The organism is Bacillus velezensis (assembly GCF_001461825.1).
GTDB classification, from domain to species: domain Bacteria; phylum Bacillota; class Bacilli; order Bacillales; family Bacillaceae; genus Bacillus; species Bacillus velezensis.
In genome coordinates this window covers 320,866-337,061 of the sequence record NZ_LLZC01000020.1, presented here as the reverse complement: position 1 = coordinate 337,061, position 16,196 = coordinate 320,866, and the positions used below count along the sequence as shown (strand labels likewise).

16 protein-coding genes, 2 pseudogenes and 1 other annotated feature are annotated in these 16,196 nt (G+C 47.4%); of the genes and pseudogenes, 9 read left to right on the top strand and 9 right to left on the bottom strand.

All coding sequences use genetic code 11. The features are described 5' to 3' along the window. Nucleotides 1-30: 30 nt before the first annotated feature. Nucleotides 31-663, top strand: a complete 633-nt coding sequence (gene ywaC / locus AR442_RS16790) for a GTP pyrophosphokinase YwaC (RefSeq protein ID WP_007407732.1) — start codon at nt 31-33, stop codon at nt 661-663. A gap of 56 nt (nt 664-719) precedes the next feature. Here ywaC and tyrS read toward each other — a convergent pair whose 3' ends face one another. Continuing rightward, nucleotides 720-1,964: a tyrosine--tRNA ligase gene (gene tyrS / locus AR442_RS16785; protein WP_014419208.1), complete on the bottom strand. Its 1,245-nt coding sequence runs from the start codon at nt 1,962-1,964 to the stop codon at nt 720-722. A gap of 45 nt (nt 1,965-2,009) precedes the next feature. Then, nucleotides 2,010-2,221: a binding site (T-box leader), on the bottom strand. Then, nucleotides 2,218-2,715, bottom strand: coding sequence for a MarR family winged helix-turn-helix transcriptional regulator (locus AR442_RS16780; protein WP_014419207.1), 498 nt, complete (start codon nt 2,713-2,715; stop codon nt 2,218-2,220). (Overlaps the previous feature by 4 nt.) Before the next feature lie 178 nt (nt 2,716-2,893). Here AR442_RS16780 and AR442_RS16775 point away from each other — a divergent pair, with 178 nt between their 5' ends. After that, entirely contained in the window at nt 2,894-3,754 is an 861-nt protein-coding gene (locus tag AR442_RS16775) for a glycosyltransferase family 8 protein (RefSeq protein WP_007407730.1), read from the top strand. A gap of 57 nt (nt 3,755-3,811) precedes the next feature. Here the strand turns inward: AR442_RS16775 and AR442_RS16770 are convergent, their stop codons facing one another. Continuing rightward, a complete protein-coding gene (locus tag AR442_RS16770) occupies nt 3,812-5,557 on the bottom strand; it encodes a S8 family peptidase (protein ID WP_014419205.1) in 1,746 nt (581 codons plus the stop codon). A 162-nt stretch (nt 5,558-5,719) separates the two neighbouring features. Here AR442_RS16770 and celB point away from each other — a divergent pair, with 162 nt between their 5' ends. Then, nucleotides 5,720-7,054, top strand: coding sequence for a PTS cellobiose transporter subunit IIC (gene celB, locus AR442_RS16765; protein WP_014419204.1), 1,335 nt, complete (start codon nt 5,720-5,722; stop codon nt 7,052-7,054). 27 nt (nt 7,055-7,081) lie between these two features. On the opposite strand, the gene AR442_RS16760 is transcribed toward celB, so the two are convergent. Further along, on the bottom strand, nt 7,082-7,465 hold the full coding sequence (locus AR442_RS16760; protein WP_014419203.1) for a glyoxalase GlxA: 384 nt from the start codon (nt 7,463-7,465) through the stop codon (nt 7,082-7,084). A gap of 94 nt (nt 7,466-7,559) precedes the next feature. On the opposite strand from AR442_RS16760, the gene AR442_RS16755 reads away from it, so the two are divergent. Next, nucleotides 7,560-8,747, top strand: coding sequence for a class I SAM-dependent rRNA methyltransferase (locus tag AR442_RS16755; protein WP_032863850.1), 1,188 nt, complete (start codon nt 7,560-7,562; stop codon nt 8,745-8,747). 81 nt (nt 8,748-8,828) lie between these two features. Here the strand turns inward: AR442_RS16755 and AR442_RS16750 are convergent. From AR442_RS16750 to AR442_RS16730, 5 genes and pseudogenes are all read right to left on the bottom strand, one after another. Then, nucleotides 8,829-9,721 (bottom strand): annotated as a pseudogene (locus AR442_RS16750) (DUF2268 domain-containing putative Zn-dependent protease). Further along, nucleotides 9,717-10,478, bottom strand: coding sequence for a MerR family transcriptional regulator (locus AR442_RS16745; protein ID WP_053285370.1), 762 nt, complete (start codon nt 10,476-10,478; stop codon nt 9,717-9,719). Before AR442_RS16745 ends, AR442_RS16750 begins: the two are co-directional and overlap by 5 nt. Nucleotides 10,479-10,633: 155 nt before the next feature. Continuing rightward, nucleotides 10,634-10,828, bottom strand: coding sequence for a YwbE family protein (locus tag AR442_RS16740; RefSeq protein WP_003150901.1), 195 nt, complete (start codon nt 10,826-10,828; stop codon nt 10,634-10,636). Between the two features lie 129 nt (nt 10,829-10,957). Next, the gene (locus AR442_RS16735; protein ID WP_012118753.1) at nt 10,958-11,638 is read right to left on the bottom strand and encodes a CidB/LrgB family autolysis modulator; all 681 of its coding nucleotides are present in this window, start codon (nt 11,636-11,638) and stop codon (nt 10,958-10,960) included. Further along, nucleotides 11,620-12,006: a CidA/LrgA family holin-like protein gene (locus AR442_RS16730; RefSeq protein ID WP_007407725.1), complete on the bottom strand. Its 387-nt coding sequence runs from the start codon at nt 12,004-12,006 to the stop codon at nt 11,620-11,622. Before AR442_RS16730 ends, AR442_RS16735 begins: the two co-directional genes overlap by 19 nt. Before the next feature lie 106 nt (nt 12,007-12,112). On the opposite strand from AR442_RS16730, the gene cidR reads away from it, so the two are divergent. The 5 genes and pseudogenes from cidR to efeB all read left to right on the top strand — a co-directional run bounded on the left by cidR (nt 12,113) and on the right by efeB (nt 16,183). Then, entirely contained in the window at nt 12,113-13,021 is a 909-nt protein-coding gene (gene cidR, locus AR442_RS16725) for a cidABC operon transcriptional activator CidR (RefSeq protein ID WP_003150908.1), read from the top strand. Nucleotides 13,022-13,023: 2 nt separating this feature from the next. Next, nucleotides 13,024-13,842 (top strand): hydroxyethylthiazole kinase, encoded by an 819-nt coding sequence (gene thiM / locus AR442_RS16720; RefSeq protein WP_014419198.1) that lies wholly within the window; start codon nt 13,024-13,026, stop codon nt 13,840-13,842. Continuing rightward, nucleotides 13,839-14,513: a thiamine phosphate synthase gene (gene thiE / locus AR442_RS16715; RefSeq protein WP_014419197.1), complete on the top strand. Its 675-nt coding sequence runs from the start codon at nt 13,839-13,841 to the stop codon at nt 14,511-14,513. The genes thiM and thiE overlap by 4 nt, the downstream gene beginning before the upstream one ends. Nucleotides 14,514-14,588: 75 nt before the next feature. Continuing rightward, a pseudogene (locus AR442_RS21040) lies at nt 14,589-14,908 on the top strand (Efem/EfeO family lipoprotein); the annotation flags it as partial. Between the two features lie 18 nt (nt 14,909-14,926). Beyond that, nucleotides 14,927-16,183, top strand: coding sequence for an iron uptake transporter deferrochelatase/peroxidase subunit (gene efeB / locus AR442_RS16705; protein WP_014419195.1), 1,257 nt, complete (start codon nt 14,927-14,929; stop codon nt 16,181-16,183). Nucleotides 16,184-16,196: the final 13 nt, after the last annotated feature.

Genomic DNA, 16,196 nt, shown 5'->3' with positions numbered 1-16,196 from the left:
TACGGACAGCAAAGCAAGGAGATGAAAAAAATGGACTTGTCAACAGCCCATATGGATGATTTGAAAACGGTCATGGAAGATTGGAAAAATGAATTATTAGTTTATAAATTCGCTTTAGATGAGCTGGATACGAAGTTTTCGATCATCAGCCAGGAATATAATTTGATTCACGGGCATAACCCGATCGAGCATACAAAATCACGCGTAAAAAGTTTCGAGAGTATCGTCAATAAACTGATGCGCAAAGGCTGCGATGTGACGACGCAGGAAATGAAAGAGCATATTCATGATATTGCGGGTGTCAGGATTATCTGTTCCTTTATTTCCGATATTTATAATGTCGCTGAGGTTTTGAAGCAGCATAAGGACCTGAAGATCGTAAAGGTGAAGGATTATATCAAACATCCGAAGCCGAACGGCTACCGCAGCCTGCATTTGATTATTGAAATTCCCGTTTATTTGACGAATCGTGTGGAATATGTGAAGGCGGAAATTCAAATCCGCACCATCGCCATGGATTTTTGGGCGAGTCTTGAACATAAAATTTATTACAAATTAAATAACGAAGTCCCAAAGCATCTGACCGACGAGCTGAAGGAAGCAGCGGACATCGCCCATTATTTAGACGAAAAGATGCTTGGGATTAAGAAAGAAGTCGATTAAACGATTGACGCATCACAAACAGCCGGACCGCTTTTATGTGCAGTCCGGCTGTTTATTTATCCGTTTACGCGCAGCTGTACAAATTTTCGCTTGCCCACCTGAATCGTCATGCCGTCTTCTGCGGTAATGACGGTATGAAGGGCATCCGTTTTCTCCCCGTTCACTTTGACTCCGCCGTTTTGAATCATACGGCGTGCTTCGCTTTTTGAAGAAAAGAGTCCAATCGTGACGAGCAGCTCAATAAGGGGCACGGGCTTTTCTCCGTCCCATATGACGGTTTTCATATCTTCAGGCAGGCTGTTTTGCTGGAAGACACGTTTGAAATGCTGTTCTGCCGCATCCGCCGCTTTCCTGCCGTGGTACATTCTGACGATTGTACCCGCTAAGATCATTTTGGCATCTCTCGGATGAAGCTTTCCTGATTCCAAATCCTTCTCCATCTGTTTTTTCTCCGCAGGCTCTAAGTCTGTCGCTAAATGAATATATGTTTTCATCAGGCTGTCCGGCAATGACATCGTTTTGCCGTACATGTCGTTCGGATGCTCGTCAATACCGATGTAGTTGTTTTTTGATTTAGACATTTTTTCAACGCCGTCAAGACCCTCCAAAAGCGGCATGAGGATGACGACCTGCTTTTCTTTTTTGTAGCGTTCTTGGAAATGGCGGCCCATCAGCACGTTAAAATGCTGGTCCGTACCGCCGAGTTCGATATCGCTTTCGAGAACGACAGAATCGTAGCCCTGCATCAGCGGGTAAAAGAATTCGTGAAGTGAGATCGGTTTTTGCATGGCGATGCGCTCCTCAAAGTCGTCGCGCTCCATCAGACGGGCGACAGTAATTTTCCCCGCTAATTCAATCACATCTTCCAGATTCAATGTCTTCAGCCATTTTGAGTTGCAGTGAAGTTCAACTTTGTCTTGATCCAGCACCTTGCCAAACTGTTCAAAGTAGGTTTTGGCATTGTGCTGGACTTCTTCATCAGTCAGCTGTTTTCTGGCTTGCGACTTCCCCGTCGGATCACCGATTTTTCCGGTAAAGTCCCCGATAACAAGCTGTATGATATGGCCGTTTTCTTGAAATTGGCGCAATTTGTTTAACACGACGGTATGGCCCAAGTGGACGTCGGGTGCGGACGGATCAAGGCCGAGTTTAATGTTCAGCGGCTTGCCGGATGTCACTGATTTGGCGATTTTATTTCTCAATTCTTCAGGCGGTATGACGTCCGCGGCGCCGGTCATGTACAAATCCAGCTGCCTTTGCACTTCTTTCTCCTGATCATTCGTTAAAGTGATTGATTCCATCTTTTACATCCTCCTTTTTTTAGCCAAACAAAAAAGCCGCATCCCAAAAGGGACGTGGCTGTATGCACGCGGTACCACCCTGATTGAAGACGACGTCTTCCGCTCATTCGAATAACGGTTTCCCGTTCTTTGCTACTGAAGTTCACAAAGAAAGCTCAGGGAGGTAATTCACGTTTGTCTTTGTGCCGGCTTGCACCATCCGCCGGCTCTCTGAAACAGGGAGACAATCCGTTACTGATTCCCGTCATAGCTGCTATGTTATGAAATTGTCAGCGATTTTTTGCAGCAGGGCGGACAGCGTTTTTTGTTCCTGTTTATCCAGACAGGCCGTCAGTTCAATTTCCCCCTGATGAAAGTCGGGGTAAAGGTCTTCAATAACCTTTCTGCCCTCATCGGTAATACTGACGAATACAAGCCTGCGGTCTCTTTTGTTCGTTTGTCTGCTGCATAAGCCTTTCTTCTCCAAAGTGTTCAGGACATTGCTCGCCGTCGCCGCGGTAATTCCGGATAGAGCGGCTATCCTTCTTGTATCAAGCGTTTCCCATTCACAAAGGTCATACAGGATGGAAAACGCCGTCCATGATAATTTGTGTGCCGACAGCACCTCTTTCTCCATTTTTACACGGAGCTGCTGGGCGGACCGATAGAGTGCAGCGGCAATATAGGCCGCCTCTTTGTTTCGGCCGGATAGATCGGAAAAAGGCCTGTTCGGCTTCTTATTGTCTGATCCGGCATCGTTGCGATTCGTCAATGGCGTCATGCTCCTTATTATTGTCAGAATCATTAGCTATGAAATGAATTTTAACAGAGAATGCAAAAGATATCAAATCGCAAACAGCACATTCCCGCAGAAAAAATGTGTAAGATCGAGGTTTACTTTTTAAAAAAAGGGAAAGACATTTGTACAACAAAAAGGGAGATGAATATCAGTGGGAAAGAATGAAACAATGCATATCGTATCATGTGCCGATGATCATTATGCTCGTCATTTGGGTGGGATGTTCGCTTCTTTATTGATGAATATGGATAAAACAAGGGATGCGAAATTATATGTGATCGACGGCGGAATTACTGCCGAAAACAAGGACAAGCTTGAACAGACCGCGATGTCATTCGGGACGCCGCTTGAATTTTTAGAAGTAGACGCTGATCAATACAAGCATGCAGTCGAAAGCAGCCACATTACAAAAGCGGCTTATTACCGCATTTCCATCCCTGATTTAATTAAGGATGAGTCCGTAAAGCGGATGATTTACATTGATTGCGATGCAATTGTGATGGAAGATATTTCGGTTTTATGGGACTTGGATATTTCCCCGGCAATAGTTGCGGCGGTAGAAGACGCCGGACAGCATGAAAGACTGAAAAAAATGAATATCAGCGACACTGCCAAGTATTTTAATTCCGGCATTATGATTATAGATTTCGAACCTTGGAGAAAACAAAATATTTCCGAAAAGGTGATTGATTTTATCAACGAAAACAGCTCGGAGGATTTTCTCGTGTTTCATGATCAGGACGCGCTTAACGCGATCTTATATGATCAATGGCATGAACTGCATCCGCGCTGGAACGCGCAGACGCATATTATCATGAATGAGAAAACGCCTCCTGAACTGATCGACCGTATCCGTTACAGAGAAACACGTGCCGAACCGGCCATCGTCCATTTCTGCGGCAGCGACAAGCCTTGGAATACAGGCACCTCGCACCCGTATCGTGATCATTATTTCCGATATATGTCCTTTACGAAATGGAACACGATTGACCGCCCGGCCATGAACCAATAGGCAGGTGTGATGAAAACGCTTGTGAAGCCGCTATCCGGCTCTCAAGCGTTTTTTTTATTATTTCACCCGAATCGCACGCACGCGTTTTTGCAGACTGGTCTTTTCGGCAGACGGCTTCAACCGGCTGACTGCCGTTTGCGCCGCTGATTTTGCTTTTTTCGTCTTGGTTTTTTCAGCCGCTTTTACTTTGTCTCTAGCCTGCTGCCGGTTGAGTTTATCTTTTATCCGGTCAAGCCGTTTTTCCAGAGCGGTTTTTTCTTTTCCCGGCTGGATTTCGCTGACTGCTTTTTGGGCTTTTGCGGTGCTGGCCTCAGAGGTCTTTTTTTCCGCCTGCTTGACGCTGGCCTCAGCTGTTTTCAAAAGGCTTGAGTTGACAGCGTTAAGCCGCTTTTGCAGCCCTTTTTTCTCTGAACCGGCCGGTAATTTGCGGATGGCGCTTTGTGCGGCATTGACGGCGGTTTTTTTCTTTTGTTTTTCGGCAGTCCGGACTTTGTCTCTTGCGTCCGTCACATTTCTTGCCGTCTGAACTTTATTGATCCGCGCCTCGAGAGCGGTTTTTCCCTTTGACTTGGACAGCTTGCTGACTGCCGTTTTTGCTTGATTGATATCTGCCTGTTTTTTCGTCTTTTCCGCTTTTATTACGGCCCGTTCGGCGAAACTCTTTTGCTTTACGTGATATTGCACCAGGCCGTACCCGAATCGGCTGTCACGTCCGGGAGCGCCCAGATCTTTGATGTTTTGCTGCATCTGCTGCCGGAGCTGTGTATTTGTTTCCTCGGGATATTTCTGCCTGAGCAGCGCGAACATGCCGGTGACGTGCGGCGCGGCTTGAGATGTGCCGTCAGCCGCGGCGTACATTTGATTCAGATACGTGCTCGTAATATTGGTGCCGGGTGCGGCAAATTCAATTTGTTTTCCGGTCGTGGAAAAAGCCGCGAGCCCGTTTTTTTCAGTTGACGCTGAGACTGCCGTTACGCTGCTGTAGGCGCCCGGATAATTGACGGGTTTTTTGTTGCCGTTGTTTCCTGCGGCGGCTACGATCACGATTCCTTTTTTGTATGCTTTGTCTACGGCGTCGTGAAGAATTTTGCTGTCTGCGTTAGTTCCGAGGCTCATATTGATGATGTCCATTTTGTTGGCGATCGACCAGTCGATCGCTTTAAGAAGGCTTTTAAGATCCCCTGCACCCTTTCTGTCTAATGCTTTAACCGCATATAACCGGACATCCGGCGCGATGCCGTCAATGCCGTATCCGTCATGTTTGGCCGCAATGATTCCGGCGACATGCGTCCCGTGTCCGTTGTCATCCTTGTATGAGGAAGTATAGCTGACTGCGGAATAGCCTCCGGCAATGGAAAGGTCATCATGAGGGTAAATGCCGCTGTCAATGACAGCCACTTTCACTTTTTTTCCCGTCAAGCCTTCTTTCCACGCCTGCTTGACCTGAGTCGGTTCTATATCCCATTGCGGCAGCGCGTAACTGCTGCTTTGGGACGCTGATAACGGGCGGATATCAGAACCGCCTGCTGCCTGAAAGGATACATTGTCTTCTACATATAAGATGTCAGGGTCCTGTTTCAGGTCTTTCACCGTTTGTGAATCGGCTGACACGGCGACTGCCGGGAGATGCTGATAAGTCTGTTCCACATCCGCTCCGCTGTCTATGGCGGATTCCTTGCCGTTTTGATTTTTGTACACCACGATAACGTCCCGGTCGTGCGTCTCGGCGTGCGCGGGCGCCGCGGCGGAGAACAGGCCGACACACAAGGCCGCGGCCATTATCGGTTTCAGGGTGTGATACATTGCAATTCCCCCTTTTTCTTTATATATCGGCAGTGCGGAATTCTTTTTTTCCTAAGGGATAAGGAAAATTTCTGTATGCAAATGTAAGCGTTTCCAAAATATGATGGAGAAAATGCTTTAAGACATCTGCGCAATGAACTCAAAAAGGGGGTTTTTGAATAAATGAGTACGTTCAATCGGGTCATGGAAGAAAAAATCATGCCTGTCGCCGGAAAAGTCGCCGGTCAAAGGCACTTAAGAGCTTTACGGGACGGCATTATTTTGACAATGCCGCTTATCATCATCGGATCGGTTTTTCTGATTCTGACGAGTCTTCCGATTCCCGGTTATGCCGACTTTATGGCTGGTCTTTTCGGTGAAAATTGGGTTGAAAAGCTCGGGTATCCCGTGAATGCGTCCTTTGACATTATGGCGCTTGTCGCCGCCTTTGGGATTGCTTACCGGCTTGCGGAAAGCTATGAGGTGGATGCCCTGTCGTCGGGAGCCATTGCCCTTGCCGCCTTTTTATTGGCGACGCCGTATCAGATTCCGTTTATTCCTGACGGCTCGGCAACAGAGATTATGGTGGGAGGCGGTATTCCGATTTCGCTGCTCGGAAGCAAAGGTCTGTTTGTCGCGATGATCATTGCAATGCTGTCTACGGAAGTGTACCGGTTTATCATACAAAGAAATATCGTTATTAAGATGCCTGACGGAGTGCCGCCTGCGGTCAGCAAATCGTTCGTTGCGCTCATCCCCGGTTTCATTATTATTACGCTTGTATGGCTGGCCCGTCTGTTTATTGAAATAACTCCTTTTAAAAGCCTCCACAATGTCGTAGGCGATCTGCTGGGCACCCCGCTGTCTATTTTGGGCGGGAGTCTCGGCGGAAGTCTTATCGCCGAATTCGTGCAAATGCTGCTTTGGTCGTGCGGCATACACGGCGCGTCCATTATCGGCGGCGTCATGTCGCCGATCTGGTACGGGGCGATGGACGCCAACCGTTTGGCTTTTCAGGCGGGAGAAGCGCTGCCGAGCATTTTTACGACACAGTTCTTTCAAATATGGATTAATGTCGGCGGAAGCGGAGCGACGCTTGCCCTTGTGCTGACCATGCTTGTGCGCTCCAGAAGCAAACAGATGAAACAGCTCGGCCGTCTCGGCATCGGGCCCGCGATTTTTAACATTAACGAACCGATTATTTTCGGGATGCCGCTCGTCATGAATCCGCTGTTAATTGTGCCTTTTATCGTTGCGCCGCTCTTGACCATTACGGCGACGTACATCGGGATGAGCACGGGGATGGTGGCAAAACCGGCGGGAATCGCCGTGCCGTGGACGATGCCGCCGCTGATTTCCGGTTATTTGGCGACGGGCGGGAAAATCTCCGGTTCAGTCATGCAGCTGATCAATCTCCTGATTACATTTATCATCTATTATCCGTTTTTCCGAATTTGGGATCTTCAAAAATGGAGAGAGGAACGGGCGGCGGAACAAAACGTCGCAGAAGAAACATAAAAAAACGGGCGCTTTCGCCCGTTTTTTTTAACGCTGGAAAAATTCGATCCATTCGCCGTCAGGTCCTTCAATGTAAAAGTAGCGATATCCGTTCGGAAGCGTCGTGATTTCTTCATCAATGAATACGGCGCCCTGACGCTTTGCATGTGTGAACTCCGCCGCAATATCTTCAGTTAATAAAGCGACATGGTGAACTTTTCCTTCTGCGGGAAGCTCGCTGCTGTAGCCCTGGATCAGCTCAATTTCCGTCTCCGGCCCTTCTTGAAAGCCGAGAAAGGCAAGTTCAATAATGCCGTTCGTATGAGTGATACGATCCTTTAACGTCATACCGAGAACGTCTTGGTAAAAGGCGATGGATGTTTCAATATCTTTGACCATAATGCCTGTATGGTCGATTCTTTTGGCTGTCATGGTTTTCCCCCTGTTTTGAATTTTTCGGGACAATGCGGTGTTGATCATGTTTTATGGTACGATAAGAGAAAGCAAAACGAAAGAGGAATGCACAATGAAGCTACTTACAGTGAAAGATACATTTGCCGGAAAGCTGAAAAAAGGATTCCCCCTGATTGAAAAAGACGCTCTGTCCGGAAGCTCGGCTCATTTAACAGAGGGCGATCTTTTTGATGTGACATCCGAGAAGGGTGAGTTTATCGGAAAAGGCTATTACGGTTTGCAGAATAAAGGAGTCGGCTGGGTGCTGTCCCGCGCGAGAGATGAACGGATCGACGGACGTTTCTTTCTGGACAAGCTGAAAAAAGCGGCTGAAGCAAGAGCCCATCTGTTTAAGGCGCCCGATACGACGGCGTTCCGGCTTTTCAACGGTGAGGGCGACGGCATCGGCGGCGTCACGATTGACTTTTATGACGGTTATCTGCTGATTCAATGGTACAGTAAAGGCATTTACGCTTATAAGGACAGCATGATTGAGGCGATTGACGGACTGGAGCTTTCTTATAAAGCGATCTATGAAAAGAAACGATTCGATACGGCCGGGCAATACGTGGAAGACGACGATTTTGTCAAAGGCGAAAGAGGAGATTTTCCGGTCATTGTTCAAGAAAACGGCATACGGTACGCGGTGGATTTAAACGATGGGGCGATGACGGGCATTTTCTTAGACCAGCGTCATGTGCGCAAAGCGATTCGGGATAAGTATGCAAACGGCAGACGGGTGCTGAATACGTTCTCTTATACGGGGGCATTTTCCGTTGCGGCGGCGCTTGGCAGAGCTGAGAAAACGACCAGCGTCGATGTCGCCAACCGCAGTCTCGCAAAAACGATTGAACAGTTCAGCGCCAACGGAATTGATTATGAGGCGCATGACATTAAGGTCATGGATGTTTTCAAATACTTCGGCTATGCGGCAAAAAAAGGGCTGGAGTTTGACCTCATCATCCTTGATCCGCCTTCTTTCGCCCGCACAAAAAAACGGACGTTCAGCGCGGCGAAAGATTATAAAAACCTGCTGAAGGAAACGATCGCCATCACTGCAAAAAACGGCATCATCATCGCTTCGACAAACAGCAGCGCCTTCAATATGAAGAAATTTAAAGGCTTTATAGAGACCGCCTTTAAAGAAACAAATGAGCGTTACGACATTTTGGAAGAATATACGCTTCCGGAAGATTTCAAAACGATTCCCGCATTTAAAGAAGGGAATTATTTGAAGGTTGTTTTCTTGCGGAAAAAATAGGATGATCATTTATAGCGTGGAAAGAGGGGAAAAGAAAACCCTCTTCCATCGCTTTAATACGGGATAAAATAATCTTCATTCTTAAAGAAACAACCCGCTATTTCTTAGTATCTCATCTGTGCCAAGTAAAGTGGCCTCACTAATGCCCACATTGTTGGCTTTCATGAAGGATTGCACCGCTTGGTAGCCAACCGCATAACCGGCAAACGGTGATAAGCCGACAGGCTGATAACCTTGTTCGGCTGCAAAGGTGTCACCAAACATGTAACTGCTGACCTCAGCAAACCCTTTCACATTTAATGAGTCTTTGATGATTTCTTTTGAGTATTCTAATTCCTCTTTTTCAAAAGAAGTAACCCAGGGACCTAATAGAGCTTCTCCGTAAAGTTCTTTGGCAAACGATTCTGCCAGCCCCTCTATAATTAAGTAATCCCCAACCGTTACGTTCCATAATCCCAATTGAAATACGAAAAACGAATATTATGATGAAATTCATGTGCGATTACAGCAGGCAGTCTCGGTATGTTATATGAATTGGGGAATATTGAAACTTGAATAAATCCCGGAATTCCTCCGAATCCACAATACCCTCTATGTAACTCAAGCTTTTTTTGATTAGCCAGATACATCCCAAACCTTATTTCATCAGCATTTATTTTTAAGCGGTTTTGTTTGATAAATTCTACACAATGAGTTAAAGTGCCATATGCAATTTGAAGAGCTTGAATTTCTTTTAGATTCTCTAATGCTTTTCTTCCGGTTTCCGTATCAAATATGCTCAGATAGCCCAGCATATTTGCAGCCATGATTACATCATATCCGTTAGGCTGCTTTGCCTTTAAGGGAACATTCATCTTTTTCCACATATCTTCAAAAGGTTTCATCATTGAATACCGATAATAATCTTCTCTATTTTCAATCATTGAAAATAACGTTTCGTATTGCCCAATTGTATCCTCGATAATGATTTTAATGGGTACCACCCTTTTTTTGGTTATCTATATAAATTGTAATGGCATCACTCATGAGCTTCGCCAACCCTTCACCATACCGGTCGATGTTCTTAGTGAAGCGTTTATCTTCAATATAGAGTTGACCTAATCTGTAAAAGGCATCAAAAGAATATTCACCAAAATTTTCATTGAGAAAATCAAACCACTCTTTGATAGCTGTTTGTACGTCTGGGGACTTGGGAGATTGGTTAATAAGGAGTGCAAATTTATTGAACATTGCAGTCCACTTATCAGATAAATCTTTTTGCTCACCATCAGTCATGTTTTTCAATCTAATATTTACCTTATCGACAGGTTGATCACCCCACCGTTTGCGAGCTTCTTGTTCATAAAGATTATGATTGAAGTTCATTCCCTCAAACCGCTCTTTGTTCGTCATGCAAATCTCTCCCATCATATGTTTGATTGATTTATCGATGGTTTCAATCATCTTATCGACTCTATTCCGTTTCTCAATCAACATTTTCTTTTGTAAAATTAATGCCTCCCTCCGGTTAAATGAAGGACTATTAATGATTTCTTTAATCTCTTTTAAGGAGAAATCGAGCTCCTTGAAAAATAGTATCTGCTGCAGCTGTTCAAGATTCTCTTCAGAATAAAGCCGATAACCGGAATCGGTCGTTTCCTGAGGAGTCAATAATCCAATTTGATCGTAATGATGGAGAGTACGTATGCTTACTCCAATCAGTTCAGCTACTTCTTTTACTTTCATACCCATCACGTTTGCCGCCTCCTTAATAGCTACTCTAAAGTATTACGCAGGGTAAGAGTCAATAGTTGGATAAAGATTTTTTGTATATAAAGGGAGAACATATGAGGATTTCATTGCTGAAATTAAAGAAAAAAAGCCGGGCGTGAAGCTCCGGCTTTTTTCTATTCAATAATGTGCTGGACCCGGCCGATTCGCCCGTCTTCAAGGCGGACCTTAATGCCGCGCGGGTGGAAGCTTGAGTTCGTCAAAATATCCTTCACGATTCCTCTTGTCAGCTTTCCTGAACGCTGATCGGCTTTCAGGACGATATCGACTTCAAGTCCTTTTCTTATGCTGCTTCGCTGCTGGCCGTTCATATGACACATCCGTTCTTCAGTCTTTTCACTTCATATCTTATCATATCGTGTTTTCGTCTTTTTATGAAGGACAGACAAATCAATCCTTCATAGCAAATAAAAAAAGACCGCTCTGTAAGGAGCAGTCTTTTATGACATAAACGAAAGCAAAATCGGGGCCGCGCACAGTGTCATAATCGCGGCGAGAATCATGGACACGCTTGAGATCGTTCCTGATACGGAGCTGAGCTCAAATGCTTTAGATGTTCCCGCTCCGTGCGCGCTGGTTCCGAGCAGCACGCCCCGGGCAATTTCGTTATCAATGCGGAAATAGCGGATGACCATCGGCCCGATGATCGTTCCCAATAAAGCCGTTAAAATGACGAAAACCGCTGTAACGGCCGGCATCCCGCCGATCATTTCTGAAACGTTCATGGCAATCGGCGTCGTCACGGATCGCGGCACGAGACTGTCGACTAAGCTGCTGCCGAGATGGAACCATTTGGCGATAAAGGCCGTTGACAGAATGGCGATACATGAACCGACCGCTACGTTCAAAATAATTTCCACGGCGTATTTCTTTAAAATCGGGAAATATTTATAAAGCGGGATGGCGAACGCCACTGTTGCCGGCTGAAGCATATCGGTCAGCAGTCCGCCGCCGAGATTGTATGTCTGATACGGGACATTGACAAGAAGCAGCAGAACGACCAAAACAGCGGGCGTAATCAGAAGCGGCGACGTATACACCCGCGGAAAACGAATGTAGAGTTTTTTCGCGCCCAAATATACTAAGACAGTTAAGAATAAACTTATGATTCCGATGAACACGTTTGTTTTTTCTCCTTTCTTTTTGCTATCAGCTGTGTAAGCGTACCTGTTGAAACCATCACGACAAATGTGCTGATGACGACGACAAGTAAAATGCTTACGCCGAATTTAGACATAATATCTCCGTATTCAATCACTCCGACGGCAGACGGGATGAAAAACAGCAGCAGCTCACCGAGGAGCCATGCTGCGCCAAGCTCAATCCATTCAAGTTTGATAATCTTGAAATGCAATAATGTGAAAAGAATCACAATCCCGATTATACTGCCGGGAATATTTATATGAAGAGCCGCCGTGACCCAATTGATCAGACGCGCAAATATAAACAGCAGAGCGATTTGAATAACGGTAAGCAGCAATTTTTTCATAATGATGCCTCCCTTATATTTATATTGTACAGAAGGTTTTCCTATAGGTAAAATACATATAAAGAATAATGTGTATTCCTTTTGTCTATAGAAAGGATGAAATGTAATGGATATCCGGCACTTAACGTATTTCTTGGAAGTGGCCCGTTTGAAAAGCTTTACGAAGGCTTCACAGTCGCTGTATGTTTCACAGCCGACAATCTCAAAAATGATTAAAAACCTGGAGACGGAGCTCGGCATTAAGCTGTTTTACCGCAATGGCCGGCAAGTTGAACTGACTGACGCCGGGCAGAGCATGTATGTGCAGGCGCAGGAAATCACAAAGTCATTCCAAAACCTGACGTCAGAGCTGAACGATATTATGGAAGTGAAGAAAGGGCACGTCCGCATCGGTCTTCCGCCGATGATCGGGTCCGGCTTTTTCCCGAGAGTGCTCGGTGACTTCCGCGTCACATATCCCGATGTGACGTTTCAGCTTGTTGAGGACGGCTCTATTAAAGTGCAGCAAGGGGTGGAGGACGGCTCGCTTGATATCGGGGTCGTCGTGCTTCCCGCGAATGAAGAAATTTTTCATACGTTCACAATCGTCAAGGAAACCCTTATGCTCGTCGTCCATCCGTCACATCGGCTCGCTGACGAGAAAGAATGCAGTCTTCACGAATTGAAAGAAGAGCCGTTCATATTTTTCAGGGAGGATTTTGTCCTTCATAATCGAATTATGACGGAATGCGTGAAAGCCGGATTCAGGCCGCACGTCATTTATGAAACGTCACAGTGGGACTTTATCAGCGAAATGGTATCGGCCAATCTCGGTATCGGCCTCTTGCCGGAAAGAATCTGCCGCGGTCTTGATCCTGACAAAGTCAGAACCATTCCGCTCGTTCATCCGGTCATTCCGTGGCATTTAGCCATCATTTGGCGGAAAGACCGCTATATGTCCTTTGCCGCCAGAGCCTGGCTGGAGCATACGAAATCGTATTTATGGAATCCGAAAAAGAGAAAAAAGGATGATTAAGCATGGACGCACAAACCGCAGCTCAACACTTGAGTAAAGTGCGGGATCAAAACCCGCTCGTTCACAGTATCACCAATAATGTCGTCACGAACTTCACCGCTAACGGACTGCTCGCGCTCGGCGCATCGCCCGTTATGGCTTATGCAATTGAGGAGGCCGCCGACATGGCGAAAATCGCAGGAGCGCTCGTCCTGAATATAGGCACCCTCAGTTCGGCGTCGGTTGAAGCTATGATCGCAGCCGGAAAATCGGCCAATGAAAACGGTGTTCCGGTCATTTTTGATCCGGTAGGCGCCGGCGCCACGCCGTTTCGGACGGCATCAGCCAGCAAGATCATACAGGAGGTCCGCTTGTCCGTCATTCGCGGAAATGCCGCGGAAATCGCCAATATTGCCGGCGCCCCTGATTGGAAGATAAAAGGCGTGGATGCGGGGGAAGCCGGAGGAGATGTGGTTCAGCTCGCTAAGACGGCTGCAAGCAGGATGAAGACGGTCATTGCGATTACCGGAAAAACCGACGTCATCTCGGACGGCACCGACACATACGCCGTACATAACGGTGATAAACTGCTGACGAAGGTGACGGGGGCGGGATGCCTGCTGACGTCTGTAATCGGAGCCTTCTGCGCAGCGGAGAAGGACGTTCTGCAAGCGGCCGTTTCAGCCGTTTCTGTATACGGAAGCGCCGCTCAGCTTGCCGCTCTGGACACCTCCCATAAGGGGCCGGGCAGCTTCCAGATTGAGCTTTTAAACAAGCTGGCAAGCATCTCAGAACAAGAAGCGGCCGAGCTTGCTGCAATTGAAAGGGTGACAGAAAAATGACGCGTATTTCTCGGGAAATGATGAAGGATATGTTATCGGTTTATTTTATTATGGGATCAAACAATACAAGCGCAGACCCCGTTTCCGTGGTGAAAAAAGCCATTGAGGGCGGCGCTACGCTTTTTCAATTTCGGGAAAAGGGGAGCGGTTCTTTAACAGGGGATGAACGTGTCCTGTTCGCGAAGCAGGTGCAGGATGTCTGCAGGCAGGCCGGGATTCCTTTCATCATTAATGATGATGTCGAATTGGCCTTGCGCCTTGAGGCGGACGGAGTGCATATCGGACAGGATGACGCAGACGCCGAAGAAACGAGAGAGGCAATCGGCGATATGATTCTCGGTGTGTCAGCACATAACGTCTCCGAGGTGAAGCGGGCGGAAGAAGCCGGAGCCGATTACGTCGGAATGGGCCCGGTCTATCCGACCGAAACAAAAAAAGATGCTGAAGCTGTGCAGGGCGTTACATTGATTGAAGAGGTGCGGCGTCAGGGCATCACCATTCCGATTGTAGGAATCGGCGGCATTACGGCTGACAACGCGGCGCCCGTCATTGAAGCGGGTGCAGACGGCGTCAGCATGATCAGCGCCATCAGCCAAGCCGAAGATCCAAAAGCGGCGGCGCGCAAGTTTTCAGAGGAAATTCGGCACTCCAAAGCAGGGCTGTCCCGATAGGGCGGCCCTTTTTCTGTGTGCGCAAAAAGGCAGTGACGGACTTGGAGAATATAAGCCGTATGTCAAGAACAGGGCAATCAGCTTGCAATATCGACCGAAGCGTTTGACGGCTCTATCGCTTCTCTTAAAGTGACGCCTGAACCAATCACCACCGGCGCCGAAGGCTCGAAAGCCCTCTATAAAACAGTGAAAAGCGCGCAGTGAGAGATCGTTTCGAGGTCACGGAAAAACTTAATGCGGAATTCAGCGAATTTGAAGTTTTGATGTCGAAATACAAAACGTGCGATCAATCGTATACGTCCTGTGATACATTAAGTACAGATCAAATCAGAGAGATAAGCACAAAGCTGACGGCCCTTTCTGAAACCATGTCGAAGATTGCCGATGTGCTTTAAAAGGAGTTAAGACACAGCATGAGCGATGAACATAACAAGGAAAAACAGATCCACAGACGGGATGTCCTGAAGTGGGGCGCCGTCGCGGGCGCCGCCGTTGCTGTCGGAGCGAGCGGCCTCGGAGGACTCGCGCCGCTCTTCAAACCGGCGGCCACCACTTCAAAGAAGAATGATGAAAAAAGGGATCGTGATCAAATCGTTCCTTTTTACGGAAAGCACCAAGCAGGAATCACAACGGCGCATCAGACGTATGTGTATTTTGCGGCGCTTGATGTCATGTCAAGCGACAAAGCCGATGTCATCTCCCTTTTCAAACATTGGACAAGCCTGACGCAGCTGCTGACTTCAGGCGCCGTCCCGTCAGGCGAACAGAAAAATAAAGATATGCCTCCGCAGGATACCGGGGAGTCGCAGGATCTGGCACCGGCGAATTTGACCGTTACCTTCGGCTTCGGCCCCGGGTTTTTCGAGAAAGACGGGAAAGACCGCTTCGGACTGAAGGATAAAAAACCGAAGCACCTCGCCGATATTCCGCCGATGCCTAACGACAAGCTCGATAAGAAACAAGGCGGCGGTGATATCGTCATACAGGTCTGCGCGGATAATGAACAAACGGCGTTTCACGCGGTGCGCAACCTGATGAAACAGGCATCGGGGGTGTGCGAAGTCCGCTTTCTCAATAAAGGTTTCTTAAGCGGCGGGAAAAACGGAGAAACACCGCGCAACCTCTTCGGATTCAAAGACGGCACCGGCAACCAAAGCACGAAGGATGAAAACCTGATGAATTCGATCGTTTGGGTTCAATCAGGGGAGCCGGACTGGATGACGGGCGGCACGTACATGGCGTTTAGGAAAATTAAGATGTTTTTAGATATATGGGACCGTTCATCCTTGAAGGAACAAGAGGACACGTTCGGGCGGGTGAAAAGCTCGGGCGCGCCTTTCGGACAAAAAAAGGAAACCGATCCCGTGAAGCTGAATCAAATTCCCGCCGACTCGCATGTCAGCGTGGCAAAATCAACCGGCAGACAGATTCTGCGCCGGGCATTTTCCTATACGGACGGAATTGATCCGAAGACGGGCTATGTTGACGCAGGCCTGCTGTTTATCTGCTTTCAAAAAGACCCGGACCGCCAATTTGTCCCGATGCTGAAGGCTTTGGCGGCAAAGGATGCGCTGAATGAATACACACAAACGATCGGCTCTTCCTTATTCGCCTGTCCCGGCGGCTGTAAAAAAGGAGAATATATCGCCCAAAGGCTGCTGGAATCGTGACACCTTCCATATG

What these genes read in the sequence shown, in the direction of transcription:
- ywaC (WP_007407732.1), top strand. Translation starts at nt 31, where the DNA reads ATGGACTTGTCAACAGCCCATATGGATGATTTGAAAACGGTCATGGAA.
- tyrS (WP_014419208.1), bottom strand. Translation starts at nt 1,964, where the DNA reads ATGGAATCAATCACTTTAACGAATGATCAGGAGAAAGAAGTGCAAAGG.
- AR442_RS16770 (WP_014419205.1), bottom strand. Translation starts at nt 5,557, where the DNA reads ATGTATCACACCCTGAAACCGATAATGGCCGCGGCCTTGTGTGTCGGC.
- celB (WP_014419204.1), top strand. Translation starts at nt 5,720, where the DNA reads ATGAGTACGTTCAATCGGGTCATGGAAGAAAAAATCATGCCTGTCGCC.
- AR442_RS16760 (WP_014419203.1), bottom strand. Translation starts at nt 7,465, where the DNA reads ATGACAGCCAAAAGAATCGACCATACAGGCATTATGGTCAAAGATATT.
- AR442_RS16755 (WP_032863850.1), top strand. Translation starts at nt 7,560, where the DNA reads ATGAAGCTACTTACAGTGAAAGATACATTTGCCGGAAAGCTGAAAAAA.
- AR442_RS16745 (WP_053285370.1), bottom strand. Translation starts at nt 10,478, where the DNA reads ATGGGTATGAAAGTAAAAGAAGTAGCTGAACTGATTGGAGTAAGCATA.
- AR442_RS16740 (WP_003150901.1), bottom strand. Translation starts at nt 10,828, where the DNA reads ATGAACGGCCAGCAGCGAAGCAGCATAAGAAAAGGACTTGAAGTCGAT.
- AR442_RS16730 (WP_007407725.1), bottom strand. Translation starts at nt 12,006, where the DNA reads ATGAAAAAATTGCTGCTTACCGTTATTCAAATCGCTCTGCTGTTTATA.
- cidR (WP_003150908.1), top strand. Translation starts at nt 12,113, where the DNA reads ATGGATATCCGGCACTTAACGTATTTCTTGGAAGTGGCCCGTTTGAAA.
- thiM (WP_014419198.1), top strand. Translation starts at nt 13,024, where the DNA reads ATGGACGCACAAACCGCAGCTCAACACTTGAGTAAAGTGCGGGATCAA.
- thiE (WP_014419197.1), top strand. Translation starts at nt 13,839, where the DNA reads ATGACGCGTATTTCTCGGGAAATGATGAAGGATATGTTATCGGTTTAT.
- efeB (WP_014419195.1), top strand. Translation starts at nt 14,927, where the DNA reads ATGAGCGATGAACATAACAAGGAAAAACAGATCCACAGACGGGATGTC.